Origin of the sequence: Clostridium gasigenes, from assembly GCF_900104115.1 — a bacterium.
GTDB lineage: Bacteria > Bacillota > Clostridia > Clostridiales > Clostridiaceae > Clostridium > Clostridium gasigenes.
Genome location: NZ_FNJM01000011.1, coordinates 1 through 21,475 on the forward strand (window position 1 = coordinate 1; position 21,475 = coordinate 21,475).

23 protein-coding genes are annotated in these 21,475 nt (G+C 27.2%); 18 read left to right on the forward strand and 5 right to left on the reverse strand.

Annotation, left to right across the window (positions count from 1 at the left end; all coding sequences use genetic code 11):
• Positions 1-255: 255 nt before the first annotated feature.
• From BLS77_RS20155 to BLS77_RS14580, 3 genes are all read left to right on the forward strand, one after another.
• Positions 256-645, forward strand: a complete 390-nt coding sequence (locus BLS77_RS20155) for a hypothetical protein (RefSeq protein ID WP_242873994.1) — start codon at positions 256-258, stop codon at positions 643-645.
• Positions 646-649: 4 nt separating this feature from the next.
• Positions 650-1,357: a hypothetical protein gene (locus BLS77_RS14575; protein ID WP_089971481.1), complete on the forward strand. Its 708-nt coding sequence runs from the start codon at positions 650-652 to the stop codon at positions 1,355-1,357.
• A gap of 195 nt (positions 1,358-1,552) precedes the next feature.
• On the forward strand, positions 1,553-2,251 hold the full coding sequence (locus tag BLS77_RS14580; RefSeq protein ID WP_089971484.1) for a MerR family transcriptional regulator: 699 nt from the start codon (positions 1,553-1,555) through the stop codon (positions 2,249-2,251).
• A 140-nt stretch (positions 2,252-2,391) separates the two neighbouring features.
• On the opposite strand, the gene BLS77_RS14585 is transcribed toward BLS77_RS14580, so the two are convergent.
• Positions 2,392-2,865, reverse strand: coding sequence for a hypothetical protein (locus BLS77_RS14585; RefSeq protein ID WP_089971485.1), 474 nt, complete (start codon positions 2,863-2,865; stop codon positions 2,392-2,394).
• 362 nt (positions 2,866-3,227) lie between these two features.
• Between BLS77_RS14585 and BLS77_RS14590 the strand changes: the two genes are divergently transcribed.
• The 3 genes from BLS77_RS14590 (at position 3,228) to BLS77_RS14600 (ending at position 6,717) form a co-directional block, all read left to right on the forward strand.
• Complete coding sequence (locus BLS77_RS14590; RefSeq protein ID WP_089971487.1) at positions 3,228-4,208, forward strand: LCP family protein; 981 nt, start codon at positions 3,228-3,230, stop codon at positions 4,206-4,208.
• A gap of 101 nt (positions 4,209-4,309) precedes the next feature.
• Positions 4,310-5,722, forward strand: coding sequence for a glycosyltransferase family 39 protein (locus tag BLS77_RS14595; RefSeq protein WP_089971489.1), 1,413 nt, complete (start codon positions 4,310-4,312; stop codon positions 5,720-5,722).
• Positions 5,723-5,760: 38 nt separating this feature from the next.
• Positions 5,761-6,717 carry a glycosyltransferase family 2 protein gene (locus tag BLS77_RS14600; protein WP_089971492.1) on the forward strand — a complete coding sequence of 319 codons (957 nt, stop codon included), beginning with the start codon at positions 5,761-5,763 and terminating at the stop codon, positions 6,715-6,717.
• 151 nt (positions 6,718-6,868) lie between these two features.
• On the opposite strand, the gene BLS77_RS14605 is transcribed toward BLS77_RS14600, so the two are convergent.
• Complete coding sequence (locus BLS77_RS14605) at positions 6,869-7,741, reverse strand: hypothetical protein (protein WP_089971495.1); 873 nt, start codon at positions 7,739-7,741, stop codon at positions 6,869-6,871.
• 320 nt (positions 7,742-8,061) lie between these two features.
• Here BLS77_RS14605 and BLS77_RS14610 point away from each other — a divergent pair, with 320 nt between their 5' ends.
• From BLS77_RS14610 to BLS77_RS14620, 4 genes are all read left to right on the forward strand, one after another.
• Positions 8,062-8,601, forward strand: coding sequence for a fasciclin domain-containing protein (locus tag BLS77_RS14610; protein WP_089971498.1), 540 nt, complete (start codon positions 8,062-8,064; stop codon positions 8,599-8,601).
• A gap of 991 nt (positions 8,602-9,592) precedes the next feature.
• Positions 9,593-10,993 carry an AmmeMemoRadiSam system protein A gene (gene amrA / locus BLS77_RS14615; protein ID WP_089971501.1) on the forward strand — a complete coding sequence of 467 codons (1,401 nt, stop codon included), beginning with the start codon at positions 9,593-9,595 and terminating at the stop codon, positions 10,991-10,993.
• A gap of 312 nt (positions 10,994-11,305) precedes the next feature.
• Entirely contained in the window at positions 11,306-11,458 is a 153-nt protein-coding gene (locus tag BLS77_RS19530) for a lmo0937 family membrane protein (protein ID WP_139164849.1), read from the forward strand.
• Between the two features lie 214 nt (positions 11,459-11,672).
• The gene (locus BLS77_RS14620) at positions 11,673-12,380 is read left to right on the forward strand and encodes an SIMPL domain-containing protein (protein WP_242873995.1); all 708 of its coding nucleotides are present in this window, start codon (positions 11,673-11,675) and stop codon (positions 12,378-12,380) included.
• 158 nt (positions 12,381-12,538) lie between these two features.
• Here BLS77_RS14620 and BLS77_RS14625 read toward each other — a convergent pair whose 3' ends face one another.
• A complete protein-coding gene (locus BLS77_RS14625; RefSeq protein WP_175490870.1) occupies positions 12,539-13,792 on the reverse strand; it encodes an MBL fold metallo-hydrolase in 1,254 nt (417 codons plus the stop codon).
• Positions 13,793-14,509: 717 nt separating this feature from the next.
• Here BLS77_RS14625 and BLS77_RS19975 point away from each other — a divergent pair.
• From BLS77_RS19975 to BLS77_RS14660, 8 genes are all read left to right on the forward strand, one after another.
• Positions 14,510-14,647, forward strand: coding sequence for a hypothetical protein (locus BLS77_RS19975; protein WP_175490871.1), 138 nt, complete (start codon positions 14,510-14,512; stop codon positions 14,645-14,647).
• A gap of 72 nt (positions 14,648-14,719) precedes the next feature.
• Complete coding sequence (locus BLS77_RS14630; RefSeq protein WP_089971510.1) at positions 14,720-15,406, forward strand: lysoplasmalogenase; 687 nt, start codon at positions 14,720-14,722, stop codon at positions 15,404-15,406.
• Positions 15,407-15,520: 114 nt separating this feature from the next.
• The gene (locus BLS77_RS14635) at positions 15,521-16,270 is read left to right on the forward strand and encodes a hypothetical protein (protein ID WP_089971513.1); all 750 of its coding nucleotides are present in this window, start codon (positions 15,521-15,523) and stop codon (positions 16,268-16,270) included.
• A gap of 114 nt (positions 16,271-16,384) precedes the next feature.
• Positions 16,385-16,771 carry an SMU1112c/YaeR family gloxylase I-like metalloprotein gene (gene gloA2 / locus BLS77_RS14640; RefSeq protein WP_089971516.1) on the forward strand — a complete coding sequence of 129 codons (387 nt, stop codon included), beginning with the start codon at positions 16,385-16,387 and terminating at the stop codon, positions 16,769-16,771.
• Positions 16,772-16,842: 71 nt separating this feature from the next.
• A complete protein-coding gene (locus BLS77_RS14645; protein WP_089971518.1) occupies positions 16,843-17,271 on the forward strand; it encodes a GNAT family N-acetyltransferase in 429 nt (142 codons plus the stop codon).
• A 297-nt stretch (positions 17,272-17,568) separates the two neighbouring features.
• Complete coding sequence (locus BLS77_RS14650; RefSeq protein ID WP_089971520.1) at positions 17,569-18,489, forward strand: DUF2935 domain-containing protein; 921 nt, start codon at positions 17,569-17,571, stop codon at positions 18,487-18,489.
• 56 nt (positions 18,490-18,545) lie between these two features.
• The gene (locus BLS77_RS14655) at positions 18,546-18,989 is read left to right on the forward strand and encodes a MarR family winged helix-turn-helix transcriptional regulator (protein WP_089971523.1); all 444 of its coding nucleotides are present in this window, start codon (positions 18,546-18,548) and stop codon (positions 18,987-18,989) included.
• A gap of 113 nt (positions 18,990-19,102) precedes the next feature.
• On the forward strand, positions 19,103-19,699 hold the full coding sequence (locus BLS77_RS14660; RefSeq protein WP_089971526.1) for an FMN-dependent NADH-azoreductase: 597 nt from the start codon (positions 19,103-19,105) through the stop codon (positions 19,697-19,699).
• 142 nt (positions 19,700-19,841) lie between these two features.
• Here BLS77_RS14660 and BLS77_RS14665 read toward each other — a convergent pair whose 3' ends face one another.
• Both BLS77_RS14665 and motA read right to left on the reverse strand, forming a co-directional pair.
• On the reverse strand, positions 19,842-20,597 hold the full coding sequence (locus BLS77_RS14665; RefSeq protein WP_089971528.1) for a flagellar motor protein MotB: 756 nt from the start codon (positions 20,595-20,597) through the stop codon (positions 19,842-19,844).
• A gap of 17 nt (positions 20,598-20,614) precedes the next feature.
• Positions 20,615-21,403, reverse strand: coding sequence for a flagellar motor stator protein MotA (gene motA / locus BLS77_RS14670; RefSeq protein WP_089971531.1), 789 nt, complete (start codon positions 21,401-21,403; stop codon positions 20,615-20,617).
• Between the last annotated feature and the right edge of the window lie 72 nt (positions 21,404-21,475).

Here is a 21,475-nt window from a genome sequence, read left to right on the forward strand (position 1 = left end):
CTTAAATTCATCTGTATAAGTAATAGCTTTATTACTAGCTTTTTTTACAAATGGATTTACTGATAAATCTTTCAATTGTTCATCTGTAAAATAGATTCTTCCCATAACTACAATCCTCCTTTAGAATATTTTACAATAAAAAAAGACCCTATAAAATAGAGTCAGTTAAATAAATGTTTAGCACTTTTTTTCTAACTGTCCATTCTATAGGTACCAGTTTAAAATACTATGGCTGTTATTTATTTTATTTTCCCAATGTGTTTTGTATTATTGCTGTTAGTGTTTATGCCAATTAGTTTTTTTACATCAGTTAGTTCGGTGAGAAATTCTGGATTCGCTGGACAAAATATGGGGGGAGCACTTATAGGTATATGTGGACTTTTTATTGGGGGATCTCTTCTTATACCTCCATTGAGGAAAATGTATAAAAAATTACCTTGGTTATATTCGCTTATAAAAATTTTCTATGTAAACCTAATAATTCTTAGTGTTGGGCTTATAATATTAAACATGGGTTATCAAGTAAAAGATGATGCTCGTCATGCTAAGTTTTTTATTTTAATGATAGTGCAAATAGTGGTTTGTAGAATAGCAATGTGTATTTACTTTAATCTAAAGCCAGTAAAGTATATTGAGGAGAGGTGAATTTATGAGTAATGAACAACATAATTTAAAAAATAGTATTAATAAAGCCAAGAAAACTCCTATAAATATAAATGAAGATACAAATGAACAATTTAATATTTATCAAAATCAGAGTGATGAGCCACAATTTGATGTTAATTATGAAGAAAATGGCACAAGTGAAGAAAATCACATAATAGAAGAAGAAAAAAGAGATATTCATGAAAAGGCTAGGAGAAAACAGATTGAAAAACCTCTTAAAATATTCGGAGTAATATGTATAGCAGTTTCAATAGTTCCATTTATTGCTATGGGGGGATCAAAAGTAGATACTTCTCAATCAGCTAAAAATGCATTGGAAAATAAAGTATCTACTGCTCTTTCGGCCGGAACTATTTTATTATCAAAAGATGAAAATGCGCAGGCTAAGGATTATACAATTACACATAAATCAGAGATTAAAGATACTAAAATTTGGGTGTGGGATTATGCTGCTGAAGATGGAGATTATGTGCAAGTAATTGTAAATGGTGCACCAGTAGGAGAAGCTTTTATGATTAAACATAAGGCAAAAGAAATTATTGCTCCGGCAGTAGGAGAAGTTCAAATAAAAGGAATAAGAGATGGTGGTGGGGGTATAACATATGCTATTAGATATGATGTTAATGGAACAAGTTATTTTAACGGTACACTAGAAGGTGAATTAAATACTTATACATTAAATAAGGAATAAGTATTATGTAACTTATATATATAGAATTGAAACTACGATAGAATTAAATGGTTTATCGTAGTTTTTTATTTAAATTAAATATTATAATATTATCATAAATAATAATATTTATATTAAAAATATTATTTTTGAAGATAAGTATTGACACTCCACCTAGTGGAAGCCTTAAGATAATAACAAAGGGAGGTTATATTTATGAAAATTGGTGAAGTTGAATTAATAACTGGTATAACAAAAAGGAATATTAGATTTTATGAAAAGGTAGAATTATTAAATCCTAATCGTAATGAAGATAACCAGTATAGAGATTATTTAGAGGAAGATGTTAAAATCTTAAAAGAAATTAAACTATTAAGAAAGCTTGGAATATCTATTGAAGATATCTCTCTTATCCAGAAAGGTTCATTAACTCTAGAAACTTGTATGAGTAAATATGTCACTGATATGAGTAGTAAAATTAAAAAGATGGAACAAGCTATAGAAATATGTGAAGAAATTAAACAGCAAGAGAAATCATTAACTGAATTAAATACTGATGAATATTTAGAGAAGATAGAAAATTTAGAATCTAGGGGAGTTACATTTACGAGTATAGCTAATGATTTTATAACTAAGGTGAAAGGATATATTCCTGAAAAACATGTTATGTGGTTTGAACCAAATAAACCAATAACTAAACCTAGGGAATTTACAGATGAGTTAATTGAATACTGTCTAAAAGAGAAAAAAGAGTTAACTATGTACAAAGAAAATATGATGCCTATTGTAATGATAGATGATGTAAAATACATATGTATTTTAGAAATGCCTAGAATGTTTTCTTTTCCATTATCTATATTCTTTGTAGGTAATACCTTTGGCTTTAAAAATGTCTATATTTACAAGTATAATTAGAGGTAAGATTAAAGACTAACTTATATTTAGGATTCTTGAAAAAATTAAGAAGGAGTAGAAAAATAGCAGCATATTTACATAAGCTGCTATTTAGAAATATTTATTTTAAAGACAAAAGAATACGTCTTCCGTATCTACAGTTAGTCTAATTTTACCAGTGTTAATACTGTATTGACGAATCCCATGACTTGGTTACTTTCATTAACTAATTTTAAACGTGAATAGTTTGAAGTTACTCTAACAAGTATTGTTTTAGCTAAATTTAGTTTAAAAGGAACTGGTCCCACATCGGTTGTTTGTGGTGGGATTTCAACCTGTGATACTGAATCTGCAAGAAGTACATTATTAAGTGTTAACCCAATAATTGCTTCGTTTGTTCCATATGGTGTTGTTGTCCATACTGCTGATGTGCTATAAGATACTAGATATAAGCCTCTATTTAAAAACAAATTGCCTGTAACATCATAGATTATACTAGGACCTTGTCCTCCTACTATAGCTAACCCCAAATATAATGGATTTCCTGCAAATACATTTTGCAATTGGGGGCTAGATAGCTCTGCCTCTCTTGAAGTTATACAATGATTACATTCATTACACATTTCATTACTCATCTATAATTTCCTCCTTAGTAAATAGTTTAAATAGTAACCTCTAAACACATTATGCTTATTAATAGGTAATTGTTACGATTTATTAAATAATCCATCTGATAATTTTGTTAGATTTATGATAGTAAAATAGTTACTACAGAAGGCTAGTTTAAAAAAATTAGGGCTAGCATTAAAAAAGTAATAGAATGGTTAAAAAGAAAACAGAAGAAATTATAGGCATATATATGGTATAATGCAAATATTGTACAAAAATATATAGGCACTTTTAAAAAAATAGACCGATTTACTAGTCTACTTTGAGACATACATCTCACTTGGATCTATTATTTTTTTTAAGGTCTTAATAAGGTAAGGGGATAAATATGAGTAAAAGATTAAGAAAAGAGACATCAAAAAAAATATCAAAAAAGAAAGCTATTTTAATATCAATAATTAGTATTTTTGCACTTATTATTGCTATAGGGGGAATCTATGTAGTTAATTTATCATCTAAGGTTGATAGAGTAGAAATTAATAGGGAAGATATAAAAGATAATGGACAAGAACCTGCTAAGGAAGAGGCTGATATTACAAATATTGCTTTATTTGGGACAGATAAAAGTGGGACAGACAGTACAGCATCTGATTCAATTATGATAGCAACTATAAATCATGTTAAAGGGGAACTAAAGTTAAGCTCAATTATGAGAGATACTACAATGGAAGTTCAAGGATATGGTGAGCAAAATATAAATGATGTAATTATGCTTGGCGGACCAGCACTATCAATGAAGGCTATAAATACAAATTTTAACCTTCAAATTGATAAGTTTATACAAGTTAATTTGGGTAACTTACCAATTGTTATAGATAAACTGGGTGGAGTTGAAATAGAGGTTACTAATGAAGAAATTCAATTTATAAATTCTTATATAGCAGGATTAGATAAGATGAATGGAAGTAATACTAGCCCTATAACATCAGCAGGAATACATAATCTTAATGGTACACAAGCAGCAGCTTACTGTAGAATAAGATATACATCAGGGAGAGATTTTAAAAGAACAGAAAGACAAAGAGATGTCTTATCAGCTTTATTTGAAAAGTTTAAGGATGTTAGTATAACAGAAGTTCCGGGGGTAATTACAGAGTTATTACCTTTAGTAAAAACTAACTTAACAAATACAGAAATACTATCAATTAGTACTAAAGTATTAGGAATTAAAAATAAAACAATACAACAAGCTAGGTTCCCAGAAGATGAAGACTTAACAAGTGGATTTGAAAATGGATATTATAGAATGCGTATAAATAGGGAAGCAACTACAAATAAAATGCATAAATTTATTTATTCATTAGAATAAAGGCTTATAACAGTGTAGAGTATAAGTAAATAAATAAATTCTAAAGTGCTTAAAAATATATAAGAAATGAGGGAATTCAGATTAGAAAGTGTTTAAAGAGTATGTCTTCAAATGTTGTGCTTTATTTAGCCAGTATATTTGCAGCATCAATAGTTTTTATTAATTTAGTTTTAGGTATAAGTTTGAATAGTTTATTTTCATTTAATAAATATAGTGATATTTTAGTTATAATTTTGGCTATAGTAGCTATAGGTATATTAATTTGGTGGGGTTGTAAAATAGAAGATAATAAAAAGTTTTTAATAGTTCTATTTTCTACATCATTTATTATAAGATTAGTATGGGTATTATCAATAAAAACAGAGCCAATTTCAGATTTTGCTTTTATGTATGAAGGTGCTCAAAATATTGCTGGTGGAAATTATGATTATATATTAAATAGTGGATATTTTAAAACATGGGTTTACCAATTAGGGTTTACTATGTATCTAGTTGGAATTATAAAGTTTTTTGGAGATTCATTATTAATAATAAAGGTATTTAATGTATTAATAGTTTCATTAATACCTGTTATAATTTATTTAACAGGTAAAAAAATGGGCTCAAATAAGGGAGCTAAAGTAGTATCATTAGGATATTGTTTTTATATATCAAGTATAGTAAGTACATCAGTACTTACTAATCAACATTTAGCTACACTTCTATTTTATACAGGAATATATTTGTTAATTAGTAATGTTAATAAAAAATATAAATGGATACTTATAGGTCTTTCAATAGGAATTGGAGATATAGTTAGACCAGAAGGCTCTATAGTAATAATTGCAATAATATTATTTATAATATTTAAAAATTTATTAGATTATAAAGAAATAGGGAAAAGCTTAGCAGAGTTTTTAGGAATAATAATGGTAATTATACTAGTTTCTCAAGCTGCATCATTTGCAGTTATGAAAGAGGGAATAAGTAATGATCCATTAATAAATAAAGATCCATTATGGAAATTTGTTTGTGGGTTAAATCCAGATACAAAAGGGTCATATAGTGAAGATGATGATATTTATCTAAGTGGATATGGGACTAGAGAAGGAAGAACAAAGGCAGAATTAGGATTAATAAAGGATAGATTATCAAATCCTAAAGCATTAGTAAAAACAATGTCGTACAAAACAGCAATTATGTGGGGCGCAAACGATACATCAATGAATTTATCGTTAACAGATGAAGTTCAAAATAATAAATACCTAGATATACTTATAAAAATAGAAAAGATACAATATATGATTTTAATGATTATGTTTTTAGGAAGTATTATTATAACAATAAGAAGAAAAGATGGTTTTAAAAATACTCATCTATACTTAATAATATTTATAGGATATTTTTTAGCACATCTATTAATAGAAGTACAACCAAGATATAGATACTTTGCAATACCAATAATATTCATAATACAAGCAGAGTTTTTAGAAATGTTGTTTAAGGATAGAGGTAGAAAAGCTATATCAGGTTAATATATATTAAAATAATTATTAGTAAGGAGAATAATACGTTGAAAAAAATATATTTAGTAGTACCTTGTTATAACGAGGAAGAAGTACTGTGCGAAACAGCAAAAAGATTAGAACTAAAAATGAAAACATTAATTGATAATAAAGATATCAATGAGTATAGCAGAGTAATATTTGTTGACGATGGAAGTAAAGATAAAACTTGGAGTATTATAGAAGAACTTAAAAATAATAATGAATTATTTGGTGGTATTAAACTTTCAAGAAATAGAGGACATCAAAATGCTTTATTAGCAGGGTTAATGACTGTAAAGGATGAATGTGATGCTGTAATATCTTTAGATGCAGATCTACAAGATGATATAAATGTAATAGATAAATTTATTGAAAAGTTTTATGAAGGCTGTGAGGTTGTTTACGGAGTACGGAGCGATAGAAAAAGCGATACATTCTTTAAAAGAAGTACAGCACAAGGATTTTATAAGGTTATAAAATTCTTAGGAGTTGATATAATCTACAATCATGCAGATTATAGATTGATGAGTAGAAAAGCCTTAGATTCATTAGCTGAATTTAAAGAAGTAAATTTATTTTTAAGAGGAATAGTACCTCTTGTAGGATTTAAATCTGATATTGTTTCATATGAAAGAAATGAACGTTTTGCAGGCGAGTCTAAATATCCTTTGAAAAAGATGATTTCATTTGCATTTGAAGGAATAACATCTTTTAGTGTTAAGCCAATTAGATTAGTATTAGTTATGGGCATAATAATGTTTTTTTCAAGTCTTACAGCATTAGCTTACTTCTTAGTAACATGGATAAATGGATATACGGTTCAAGGTTGGACTACAGTAGTTGCATCTATATGGATGCTAGGTGGAATACAACTTCTATGTCTAGGGGTAATAGGGGAATATGTAGGTAAAATATATATTGAAGTTAAATCAAGACCTAAGTATATAATTGATCAATTTATTATAAAGTCAGAAGAAAAATAGTATGGTTTTAATATAATAAATATGAATAAAGTAGTAGCAATTGTTATTACAACTTGTATAGTGATGATGTTTAATTATATAATAAATAAAATGTGGGTTATGTAAGAGTTAGCTTTTACACTAACTCTTTTTTATTTAGAGGTGCCTAATACTAATTCAGAACTTCTAATCCTAAGTCTAATATATTAGCAAATAATGATAATGTAGTACTGGTTGGTATAACATTATTTTTAATATCTAATAATTTTCCTAGGCCGTATTCAGTATATATACTAACTGTAGGGAAACTATTTTTATCTGTAGCATCACCTAAATCACAAACAATATCAGTTTCTACTAATTTTAGTATAGTTACACTATTACTAGGTTTTACTAAGGTATAAAGCCTAGTGTTATAGTTATATCTTAGTACTTTTACACTATCAGTTATTTCTATTTCATTAGTTTTATTATTTATATCATACTTTGAAGTACATGAATCTACATTATTTACTACAAAATAATAAATATTTCTTTTATAGTTTACCTTGTCTTTAAATTCTGCTAATCTTTCTAAGTTTAAGTTAATATCTACTAATATTTCTTCGCTTTCTAAATTATTAAAGCTTTCTTTTATGTAAGTTAATTCTTCTGTTCCATGAAGTTCTCTTGCTAATATATCCATGCAATTATTATAAACATCTTCAAATGAATTAAAAGGTATAGCATATTTAATCTTTCCTAAAACAACAAAAACCTTGAATTTAGCAGATTTGAAGCCACTTCTAGATGAATAATTAATTTCAACGAGCAACATTTCATTTAACTGCTCTCTATCAAATGTTATTTTCTCAATTCCTTTACTAAATTCTATTGTGTAATTATTATCTTTACATAAATCTTGTGTAGATTGATCTATTATATAAATGCTCTTAAAGCCAGCGTCATTAACTGTACCTCTTCTTAATGAGGTTTTTATTGGTAATTTCTTTAAATTAATGTAGGATCTATTTACACATAAGTTGTTTTCTAATATTATTCTCATATTAAATCTCCTTTAGTTCTAACAATAGTGTTAAATTATTTTATAAATAATTTATAAGTAAGCAGTCTAAATTATAACATAACTTATAAAAAAAATTCTATAGAGGTTATTATTCTAGAAATTTAATTTTTAGGATATTTATCTGCACACCTTAAGTATATAACTAAAATATAGGATAATAAGTGAGTTAGATGTAATAAGAAGCAATAAAGATGAATTAATAAAAATGAATAATGATGAAAAACAATAAATATAAAAGTAATTATAGGGACATACTAGAATTGAGTCGAAAAAATAATAAATAGAAGAGGAGTTTTATTATGAAAAAAAAATTTAGTATTGCTATAACATTGGTTATGGTGGCGTTGCTTACTCAGTTTATTCCGGTAAAATGTTTTGCTGAAATTCAAGTTACAAATTTATTAGATAAAGATGACGCGAAAAATTCTAGTGATATAGTTGACATAGCTATAAGTGATGGTAGATTCAAAACTTTAGTAGATGCTTTAAAGTCTGCTGACTTAGTTAATACACTTAAAGGTAATGGACCATTTACAGTATTTGCACCTATAGATGATGCATTTGCAAAACTTCCAGCAAACACAATTAGTGATCTTTTAAAAGCAGAAAACAAGAAGAATCTTGTAAATATTCTAACTTATCATGTTACTCCAGGCAAAATCCTTGCTGCAGATTTAATTAAATTAGATGGTAAGGAAATAACAATGGTAAATGGAGCTAAAGCAAAAATAGAAGTTAAGAATAATGAAGTATTTATTGATGGGGCTAAAGTAATAGTTAAAGATATTATAGCAAAAAATGGAGTTATACATGTAATAGATACTGTAATGATGCCATAGTAATAAGAAAAATTTATGTAGTTTTTATTGCGGTATAATTTATATATAAATTTTATTAAAGAAGTAAATAAATATGAGCGATAAGTTATGTATAATATGAGAGTTTAAAATAATAAAAAAGAAGGTGTATATCTAAAGGATACTCCTTCTTTTTTAATTTATTGATAATATACTTCAATTAAAATAAATCTACAAAGAATATATAAAATCAGACATAGGTTAGATTAAAAATTTATCAGTTTATGAAGTAAAGATAGAATCTTTGACTCGTTATTTTCTTTCAGCTCCCTAACAAAAAAACAACAACCAATTTATTAATAATAATAAATTGTGTTGCTGTTTTAATTAAATAGAGCACATAACAATCTTAACTTGCACAAACATAAGTAAAAAATTATCATTAATAGATAATGAATGTCACCAAATAATAATCTTGCGACTATTAAATAGCAACTATTTACCTATGAAGATGGTTTGCTCAACTATATAAAATATTTACATAACTATAAATAACCTTTCGGCTAGATATAACCATTGGATTTTTAGAATCAGTCAATACTAGATATAATCTTAGCTCGACCTTATATCATAAGTTGGAACCTATATATAATCAAATAAATCGACTATATAAAAGCTTTTCCTAACAATATAAAATCTTCTCGCTGAGTATATATAAACTAAAGGTTTCTAATGTCTTTAACCTACATATAATCTTTGACCGAACTACATACACCTTTTAAAAAAGCATATATAAATCTTGACTCGACTGTTATGCACCCTATGTTATTATGTTAACCATTTATATTTAATATATACTGGAAATTAGAGGAAAAATTATCGTTATTAGTTTAGTCTTGTTTATTTATTTTTGTTAAGTATTACGTTTTAACTTTTATATTATATTTATTTATAATAAATATAGATGATTGTTAATGATAAAATTCTCATGTTAGGGAACAATATAATAGTAAATTATATTGGAGGTGAAAATATGCTAAATTATTTTTTAATGCCACATCCACCTATTATTATCCCTGAGGTTGGCAGAGGTGAAGAAGATAAAGTTATAAAAACAGTTAATGCATGCAAGGCCGTAGGCGAAAAGATAGATAATTTAGATGCAGAAACTATAATTATTATTTCTCCGCATGGAGTTGTATTTAGAGATGCTATTGCTATTGTTACTTCTAATTATATTAAGGGTGATTTAGGGAAGTTTGGCGCAGAAGAAGTTAGTTTTAATTATGAGATTGATTTGGAATTAACTAATAAAATAATTGATTGTGCAAAACAAAGTAATGTTTTAGTGGCTAATTTAGATGAAAAAACTACTCCTAGATATAATGTGCCTCTAGAGCTAGATCATGGAGCAATAGTGCCCTTATATTATGCAGATAAAAGCAAAAATCATAAATTAGTTCATATTACTTATGGGTTGCTTTCACCAATTGAGCTTTTGAAGTTTGGATTAGCCATAAAAAGAGCTGTAAAACAAACAAATAAAAAAGCAGTATTAATAGCATCTGGAGATTTATCACACAGATTGACTAGAAATGGTCCTTATGACTATACACCTCTTGGCGCAACCTTCGATAATACTTTGATAGATATATTATTATCAGGAAATTTAAAAGATCTTTTTAATATAGAAAAAAGGCTAATTAATGAAGCTGGAGAATGTGGTTTAAGGTCATTATATATATTAGCAGGTGCAATAAATACAACAATTATAAAATCTAAACTACTTATCTATGAGGGACCTCTTGGAGTTGGATATGGAACTTTAGAGTTTAAAGAAGGAGAGGGAAATCTTTATGAAGATATTATAAAAGATAAAAAAAATGAACATAAAAGAAGGCTTTCAGAAGGAAATCAATACACTAAACTAGCAAGAACTAATTTAGATAGATATTTTAATGAAGGAAGACTAATTACAATTGATGAGTTAACTGATAATTCTCTTTTAGATCATGAAAAGGGAGTATTCGTTTCGTTAAAGATAAATGGGGAACTTAGAGGATGCATAGGAACTATTCAACCTACAACTAGTTGTGTCGGAGAAGAAATTATTAGAAATTCATTAAGTGCAGCATTGGATGATCCAAGATTTCAACCACTTAAGAAGGATGAACTAATTGATATAGATATTTCAGTGGACTTACTATATCCACCAGAACCTACTCTATTTGATAGGTTAGATCCTTTAGATTATGGAGTAATAGTAACATCTGGAGATAAAAGAGGACTACTTTTGCCAAATATAGAAGGGATTGATACAAAGGAGCAACAAGTAGAAATTGCCATGAGCAAAGGAAATATATCGCTGTCAGACACCTACACATTAGAACGCTTTAAAGTTGAAAGATTTAAGGAGCTAGATAATGATGAGTAAAGAAGCTTTGTATAATTTTAAATGTTCATCTTGTCGAAATTATAATATTTAACAGTATAAAGCAGAAAGTAAGTTTGTCTCACCAGAAGATATGGCAAAGATATCACTAGATATAAAAGATAATATAGGATTAACATTTACCTATAATGAGCCAGCTATAAGGTATGAGTATACTCTTGATGTATCTAAAAAAATCAAAGAGATTAATTAAGCTTTGATTATAAATAGAATGGGTATAGATAATAGAATTTTGGTCATTATAATGTTAAGGGAGATTTATTAAATAAATATATATGAAAGGTAGTGTTTTAAATGGGTTTTTTAAGTTGGATTGGTGCGATAATAGTATGTTTTTGGATTTTGGGAATTATATTTAGTATTGGAGGTCTTATGATTCATTGGTTACTTGCAATAGCTGTAATAGCATTCATAGTAGATATGATTTCAGGAAGAAAAAAAGTATAGTATATTATTATAATTAACAAAAAAGAGCCAATTAGGCTCTTTTTTGATTATATAGAATTATTGGTAGGAAGAAAAAATGTTTCTAATTTTTTTAATTTAGAATGTTTTTATTGAATGTGATAGGTTTAGAAACAATAAAGAGTTTAGTTTATATAATTTAGTATATATTTATTCAAAGCAATCATAGTATAAAGTAATTAATTATTTTAAAGGGATGAAATATATGTATCAACAAGGATATAGCGAGGTATTTCCGAATAATTACAATTGTTATAATCGAAGAGAAGAGGAAACTCTTAGAAATGCTAATAGATTGAAAGTCTTCGGAGTGGGAGTAGTAAATGTAAAGCCAGACATAGCAGAAATCGTAATTGGGGTTATAACAGAAAACAAACAATTGGAATTAGCACAAAAAGAAAATGCAGAAATAACTCAGCAGGTAATAGATAGTATAAAAAGTATGGGAGTATTAGCAAAAGATATACAAACCCAAAATTATAACATTAGAACAAAATATGATTTTACTGATGGAAGACAGGTATTTACAGGTTATGAAGTTGCTAATTATTTGCAAGTAGTAGTTAGAAATATAAATGATGTGGGAGAAATAATTGATACTGCGGTAAGGAATGGGACAAATGTTGTAAATAATATAAGTTTTATAGTTTCGGATAGATCAAAGTATTATAATGAAGCATTAAAATTAGCTATTGAGGATGCTCAAGATAAAGCCTTAATTATAGCAAATAAACTTAAAGTAAAAGTGAATATTGTGCCAATTCAAATAGTTGAGCAAGGGGGATGTAGAGGAGATTCTTTAACACCAATAACATTTAAAGCCGCAGATGCAAGTACACCTATTGAAGCTGGGCAAAATAAAATAACTGCATCTATTGAAGCAATATTTATATATATTGAATAAAAGTATTTTATAAGAAAATAGAAATGTTATTTGTATTTATAAATAACATAAAATAAGCAAGGCAAAAGGGATGTCCTATTTATTAGGGCATCCCTAATATTTAGAATGAAAACATTTTTAAAACAGCAGTTAAATTTATTAATAATAATTTAAGGGAACTATTTGCCAAAACTTGAGATTAAAGTATTTGATGAATCATATAATTCACCAGGGTCATAGGTATCGGACCAAATATAAGAATTGGACCATTTTAAGCTAGAAACTCCGTCTGAATTTGAACCTCTCCCTGAAATAAGATTTATAGTGCTTCCTGCCTTTAATTCAAAACTATCAGGAAAATTAAATATTTGATTTCCAGTAGTTGAAATCATATACCAACCACTCATATCAATTGATTTATCTGAATTGTTTTCAATTATAACAATTTCACTTTTAGAATCTATATTTTTTATATAGATATCTGAGTTAGTAGTTGAATCAGGAGTTGGATTATCTCCAGGATTTTCTGGATTTTCGGACTTTGTATCATCGCCTAAGTTGACATCGTTTTCATTAGGGGGAACATTAACTTCATCATCATTTATACTTAAAGATGTTCCATTTGTTGAAACTATAATATTTCCTAAGTCTTTTGTAATATAATAAGGTATATTAAATGAATTCAATGTATTTATTGTTTCAGCATGAGGATGTCCAAATTTATTATTTGGTCCTGCACTTATTATTGTATATTTAGGATTTACTTTTTGTAAAAATTCAGGACTTGTAGCAGTTTTAGAACCATGATGTCCAGCTTTTAATACATCTGCTTTAAGATCTCTGTTCAGTATTTTTTTCTCTACTTTTTGTTCCATATCTCCTGTAAAAAGATATTTGATTTTTTCATAAGTTAATTTTGCAACAACAGAATTATTATTAGTACTTCCGTTATTATCACCAGTTTCTATAATATCAAGTTTAACGCCATTACTAATATTTATAGTCATATCAGAATCGCCAGAATAAACAGCGCCATTTTTAACTTGTGCATTAACTTGTTTTAGATAATCTGAATAAGTTATTGAGGTACCAGACATTCCGCTATCTATAATTTTATTTGCTTTGAAACTTTTTAAAACTGTATCCATTCCACCTATATGGTCAGCATCCGGATGAGTAGCAATAACAAGCTCTAAATTTCCTTTGATTAGTGGTTTTAAATAATTTACAACTCTATCCCCCATATTATTATCACCAGCATCTATTAAAATATCATAATCTTTGTATTGAATATAGATAGAATCACCTTGTCCCACATCGATATAATGAACCTTTAATAAATCACTGCCAGTTGCAGCATTTACTTTTACTGGAGCTAAAAATAAAGCAAAAGCCATAAATAAGGATAGAATTGAATTAAAAACTTTTTTCACTTTTAAATCCCCCATTTCATTAAATTAGGTTATATAAGGTTTGTTAAATTTTATATTATTTTATAATTATTCCTCCTTTAAAATAATAATTAAAATACAAAATTTATATTAGCTAGTATATAATATTAGACAATTTGTGATTTTAAAACAATTTACTAAAATAATTCTATATGTTTTAAATTAATGTTGAAAATCGAAAATAAACTTATCGAAGTACAATCTCGACAGGCTGTGTAGGTTGTTTTATTTTTTTGCTAGGTTAATAAGGATTATATTGGTACAAGAAGTATGATTATCTATACTGAAAATTAACCTCTTGGTTTGCCTGTGTCAGATGGATTAACAGAATGGTATGTCTAGTGCAAAGAATGTGGCGAATTGTGGAATAGCTATATATAAATATTAGAGAATAATTGAAAATTTAAGGCGAATAAGTTTAAAAAAAATATTTTAATTGTTATAATATAAGTATAAAATAACACTACATAGTAAAGCGATTTAGCTTAATATTATTAATAGGAACTGAAAAAGGAGAGAAATATGTATTAATACTGATGACTTTGACAATAAAGATAAAACTAAGTCTTTCAATAAATTATTGAAAAAAGGAGATAAATCTGTATATAATGGTTGGGAAGAATGGAGAGTTAAAGTTATAAGGAATTAAAAGATGAGTTTGAGGAGAAAAAATGGAATACGACTGAGTATTATGCAAATATGCTAATTAAGGAAAATGATTTAGCAGAATTATTATCCTTTGTAGCCAACTATGTGAGCTATATTGAGCAATATGATCAAATTATTATTAATGAATATAAGGATGAAGTTAATGAAATATACATATATATAGAATAAATTTAGAAGGGATAAAATATATATATTATCTAGTTAAATATATAATATTTTAGTGTGAAAGGAGATTTAATAATGATTCCATTTGTAATGTTTTTCTTAATGATTATTTCATTAACAATGTTAATTATTTTTAATTTAAACCCAAATGAGGTATATAAAAAAATATTCAAAACAAGTACTAGCTTTTTATTTATTGGGACATGTATAGCTAGTGCATATCCCTGGCAAGAAAAATCTGAATACTTTATATTAATTTTAATAGCTTTGATTTTCTCAATGCTAGGAGATGTATTTCTTGTTTTTCATAATAGCAAGGATATAAATACTAGGAATATGTTTATTTTGGGACTTTTAAGTTTTTCAGTTGCACATGTTTTTTATACCTTAGGATTTATTGCTTTAGTACCTTTAAAAGTTATGGACTTAATAATATTTGTTATTCTTTTGATAATAGCAATTATATTTCTTACAAAAATCAAAAAATTTAATTTTGAAAATCTTTTTCCCTTTGTGATTGTGTACGGGATTATACTAAGTGCTATGCTTACTAAATCAATATCAATTATTTCTATAGCAAACTCAAATCCAGTAGGTACAATATTATTAATAACAGGAACAGTATTATTTTTTATATCAGATGCACTTTTATGTTTTTACTTGTTTTATGATGACTGTAAACCTTATATATCAAATATAAACTTAATATTTTATTATGTAGGACAAGGCTTAATAGCATTAAGCTTTATAAGTGGATTTTAATTAGGAAACTAAAAATGGGGTAATAAATAATAAAATTTGAAAGTAATACAATTTCACAATTAAATTTTTATAATTTACACATACTATTTAGATAAAGTAGTTAGGAGAAAAATTATGAAAAAAATATTATTACCACAAAGAGCAATGATAACACCAAAGAACGTATTAGAGGAAATTAGTAAATTTGATTATATTAATAAAAGTCCATATAGCAAAACTTATTATAATGTACCAGGAATTACTTGGGACTATAAACCAGAGGGAAGTTTAAGAATATCAGATCATTGGAATTTTAAATCTAATGGGAGTAGGCATTGTGTTTTAGATTATACAGAAGATTTAATAGAAAATTATTGGATGCTGGCAAAATATATAGATGGTAAGTATCATGTTTTAGAAGAATTTGGGTCAAATGTTGCTGGATATATATTTAGTGAAGTAAGTAAAAAGGATTTAGAGTTGATAAAAGATTTATATGAAATAGGTTGTATAGTTAATTCGAAAAAATGGAATAAAAAGTATCAGGTAAAACCCAAATTAGTAGCTGAAACTCATACAAAGAATAAGAAGTTATTATCAAAGAGTATAAATTCGGAGAGACTGAATAAGTTTATGGATCAAAATAAAAATGTTAAAAAGATAGTTTATATTGAAGAACAATATATGGATATAATTGAGGATGTGTTAAATTTATATAAAAATAGTAGTGAATTTGATGAATTATGTAAATCGAATAAAGGTGTCAATGAATTAATTAATACATATAAGGCATATAAGTTTAAGAATGATGAAATTGAATCCTTTGAGAAAATATATATTTTGATTTTAGATAATACAATGGCAATTAATTTTACAATACCTTAGAAAAAATTAATTAGAGAATAATAGATGAAAGAAATAAAAAGTTATCATAAGCTATTTAAAGAAAATTAGAAAGATGGTAACTTTATTTCCTTAAAAGTCATAGGAGGGTAAGAGATGAAATTTAATAAGATACATCATGTAGCTATTATTTCTTCGGATTATAATAGGTCAAAAGAATTTTATGTAGAAAAATTAGGTCTTGAAATAATAAGAGAAGTATACAGAAAAGAGAGAGATTCATATAAATTGGATTTAAGATTAGGAGATAACCAAATAGAGTTATTTTCATTTTCGAATCCACCAAAGAGGCAAAGTTATCCAGAGGGCTGTGGATTAAGACATCTTGCCTTAGAGGTAGAAAATATTGAAGAATCAGTAAGAGAACTAAATAGTAAAGGGATAGAAACAGAACCTATCAGAGTGGATGAGTTTACAGGTAGGAAGTTTACATTCTTTGAAGATCCTGATAACCTTCCGTTAGAATTATACCAATGTGAATAAATGCATAACAAGATTATGTTATATAAAATAATCAATGAAATATACTTGAATAAGTAAAAAGAGGTGAAATTATGGATATAAGAGTGGAAAATGATTGTTCTAATATAGATTGGAATAATATAAAAGAAATATTAAAAGCAGCTGGTATGAGTTATTTTGATGAAGATACACATAAAAAAGCTTTTGAAAATAGTTATAGTACAGTATTTATATATGATGGTAATGAGTTGATTGGGTTTGGAAGATCTATTTCAGATGGAGTATATCAAGCAGCTATATATGATGTGGCTGTATTACCAAGTTATCAAGGAAGTGGGATTGGAAGAATAATTATTAATAATATTTTAGAATCAATTCCACAATGTAACACAATATTATATGCTTCTCCAGGAAAAGAGAGCTTTTACAATAAATTAAATTTTAAAAAGATGAAGACTGGTATGGCATATTTTCAAAATGCGGAAAAGATGTATGAAAAGGGATTTATTGAAAAAGTTTAATAAAAAGATATAGGATATAGGATATTAAAATTGAAATAGCAACTAATTTTTTCAAGTTGTTAGATGATTAGAGAATACAAAATAGATAGATTTGATATAAAAAAGTACTCCTTCTTATAATTAATTGTTATCTTAATTATAAGAAGGAGTACTTTTTATTTGGTTTAAACAAAATTATTTGAATAGTGTCTAACATTTAAGTAAAAGAAGTAAATAAGTATTACTTTTAGAAAATAATATGAACGAAACGTAAACTTAAGAATATAATAGTATATAATTTTTTTTTGGAGGACAATGATGTTAAATGATAATAAGTATGTTATTTTATCACTTGAACAACACCTATTTTTCGCGAGAATTATGAAAGAACATTCTCTTTTTTTAGAGGCAGGTTTTACACCTAAAAATACTAAGCTTTCTAAGGAAGCGGATTCTTTTAAAGTAGAATTTGAAAAACTTTTATTAGATACAGTGAAATTAAGTAATGGAATTGTTAGAGAAAGCATATTAGATTCTGGTGAAATTATTACTGAGTACACTTTAAGCACTGAGAAAAAAACAGAATATTTTACGGGTATACCTATAAATAAAAAGATAACTATGCTTGAATCAAAGTTAGATTATGGAATAAATCCCAATATCAAACCTGAGATGATAAATATTATAAAAAAGATTAATAAAAAAGCTATAAAATTACTTGATGGACTTATAGATTTAAAAGTGAGAGTATTAAATGGTATGCTATCTAGCGAAATTTTCACAGTAAATTACCCTTTACTTATTGAACATATAATTAGGGAAGCTAAATTATATAGAGCTTACATTGTAGATCTTGAAAATGGAGAGGATATTGAAAAGAAAAATATTAAACAAAGTGAACTATTTTGGGATCAAATTATGATGGAACATGCATTATTTATTAGGGGTCTACTTGATCCTTCTGAAAATAAATTAATTGAGGCTTCAGATAAATTTGCTAAGGAATATGCTGCTTTAATTGAAAAAGCAAAAACTATGACAGATGAAACAATATCTAGTATTACATTAGAAACTTTAAATGAGACTATAAAACTTAATGAGTTTAAACAAGCAGGAACAAAGGGGATTGATGAATGTAAAATAAAAGCTATATTCTTACCACTTCTTGCTGATCATGTATTAAGGGAATCTAATCATTTTATAAGATTATTAAATGATTATAAAAGATGTAAAGATTAGTCAGTATAAAACAAAGGTATATTGACAATGTAACTAATTAGTGATAAATTATATTCATGGATAATATAAATGAACTAATTAAAAATAATAAATTAAATTTATCTACATTAGTTGTTTTTACTAGAGCAGAGCATAAAATTCATAAAATAGAATATAAAACTATTAAAAAAAATGGTTTAACTGGTGCTCAATTTGGTGTGTTAGAAGCTTTATATACAAAAGGTGATTTAAAGATATGTGAGATAATAGAAAAAATATTAACTACCTCTGGGAATATGACCGTAGTAATAAAAAATTTAGAAAAGGACGGTTTAGTTAAAAAATATTCGGACCCACAAGATAAGAGGTCTACTATTATATCACTAACAGATAAGGGGAAAGACATTATATCGAATATTTTACCGGAACATATTATTAATATTAGTAAAATATTTGATATTTTAACTGATGAAGAAAAGCTTACATTGAAAAAAATATTAAAAAAATTTAAAGAAATATAAAATTTTTTCGATATTTATTACTAATTAGTGATAAACTTAAGGCGTTATGGATGGTTATGTAGAAATTTTCATTATCAATTATAAATAATATTGAAACAAAGAAGGAGAAAATTATGAATAAAGTATTATATATTAAAGCAAACATTAAAAAAGAGGGACAATCAAGAACTTTTAAGGTGGCGGATAGATTTATAGAAGAATATAAAAAGTCTAATCCAAATGATGAAGTTGTTACATTAGATTTATATGAAGAAAAGATAGATTTTTTAAGACCAGATGATTTAGAGAAAATATTTGGACCTAAGAATGAAGAAAGTAAAAATAATCCAATCTTAAAGTATGCCTATCAATTTGCAGAAGCAGATAAGTATGTAATTGCAGCACCAATGTGGAACTTAAGCATTCCTGCAATATTAAAAGCTTATATAGATTATATAAGTGTAACTGGAATTACATTTACATATACAGCACAAGGGCCAGTAGGGCTTTTAAATGATAGAAAAGCTGTACACATAGTATCAAGAGGTGGAGAATATGTTAATGCTCCATATGAAATGGGAGATAAATATTTAAGAACAATACTTGGATTCTTTGGAATTGGAGAAGTAGAAACAATTGCAATAGAAAATGTAGATGTTATTGGTGCGGATGTTGAAGGTAAAATTAATAAATCTATAGAAGAAGCGCAACAAATTGCAAGAAACTTTTAATTCTCATAAAAATAATTTAATCTGTTAAATATTTTTAAGTAAGTTGTCAAGAAAGCTAAGAAGAGATGTATTTAATAAAATAATATTAAAGAAAAAAGTATCAATCTATCATGACTGATACTTTTTTTTCTTTATGATTAGACTATTGATTAATATCTGTACTTACAGGATCTTCAACAGGATATTTTCTAAGGATACTAATTTCTACTCTTCTATTACCTGATTGTCCTTCTTCTGTTGAGTTATCATATTTTGCCTTATGCTCTCCGTAAGCTTCAATTGATAATTTATCTTCTGGTAATCCCCCGTACTGACTCAAAAATTGCATTGTATTTATTGCACGCATTGCACTTAGATCCCAGTTTGAACGAAATTCTCCATTGTTTATTGGCCTATTATCTGTGTAACCTATTACCTTTATGTCGTTATCGAACCCTTTCAACGATTGTGAAATCTGCATTAACAAAGGATTACTCTCTTCTTTTACATCTGCTTTTGCAGAATCAAAAAGAACAGTATCTTTTATATTAATAGCTAACCCAGATTCGTTAACTGAAACTTCAATTTTATCGGAATAGCCCGCAGTATTAATCCTTTGTTCAATTTCAGATTTAGCTTGATTCATACTTTCTTGCTCTATTTGCCCATTAGTTAATTCCTCAACAATTGATGGGGTACCGTCTGTTGAAGTACCACTATCACCTTTTTCCAAAACAGAGGTTCCTCCCACAAAGGCACTATTTAAGCTTGCACTAACCTTAGCAAATTTTTCTGCATCTACCTTACTCATAGCAAACATAACTATAAAAAGTGCTAATAATAATGTAAGCATATCTGAATATGGAATAAGCCATGTTTCGTCTACATGTTCTTCATGATGCTCTTTTTTCTTAGTCATAATTATCCTCCCTAGAATTAACTTTCTTTATCTAATTCTGATTGCATTTTAATTTGTTCCTTTGGTTCTAGCATACCCATAAGCTTATTTTGAATACTTTTTGGATTTTCACCAGCTTGCAATGCTAAAATACCTTCTAACAGAATATACATAGTGTTTATTTCCTCAAGAGATTTTCGTTTAAGTCTAGATGCAAAAGGATGTAAAATTACATACCCAAAAAAAATACCATAGAGAGTAGCTACAAAAGCCCCGGCTATCTTCTCACCAAGCGCACCAGTATCCTCTAAATTTCCAAGAGCGCCTATTAAACCAATAACAGCTCCTAAAACACCTAATGTAGGTGAAGATCCTCCTGCTGTTGTAAAAACTTGTGCCCCAAGACGATGTCTTTCCTCTGTGGCATTAATTTCAATCTCTAACACTTCCCTTACATAGGCTGGTTCGGTTCCATCTATAACCATTGATAGTCCCTTTTTCATAAATTTATTAGACATAGTAGAAACTTGTGGCTCTAATGCCAATAAACCATTTTTCCTAGATAATTGCGACATTTCTACCAATTGACTAATTGCTTCTGATGGACCTACATCTTTATTATCTCTAAACAAAGCTCCTAAAACTTTAGGGATATTAAGAAACTCTTTTTTGGGGAATGAATTCATAACTGCCGCCGAAGTTCCAATAAGAATAATGATTGCAGCCTCTGGATTTAATAGCACCATAAGATTAGTCCCGTTTAATCCCATTCCTGTAACAATAGTAAGTAGGCCTATTATCATACCGATAATTAGAAAAATATCCATTTTATCCATCTCCTTATTTTTATTGAATTTTAATAATATAGATTAATACCTAATGAAGTTGTTTTATAACTT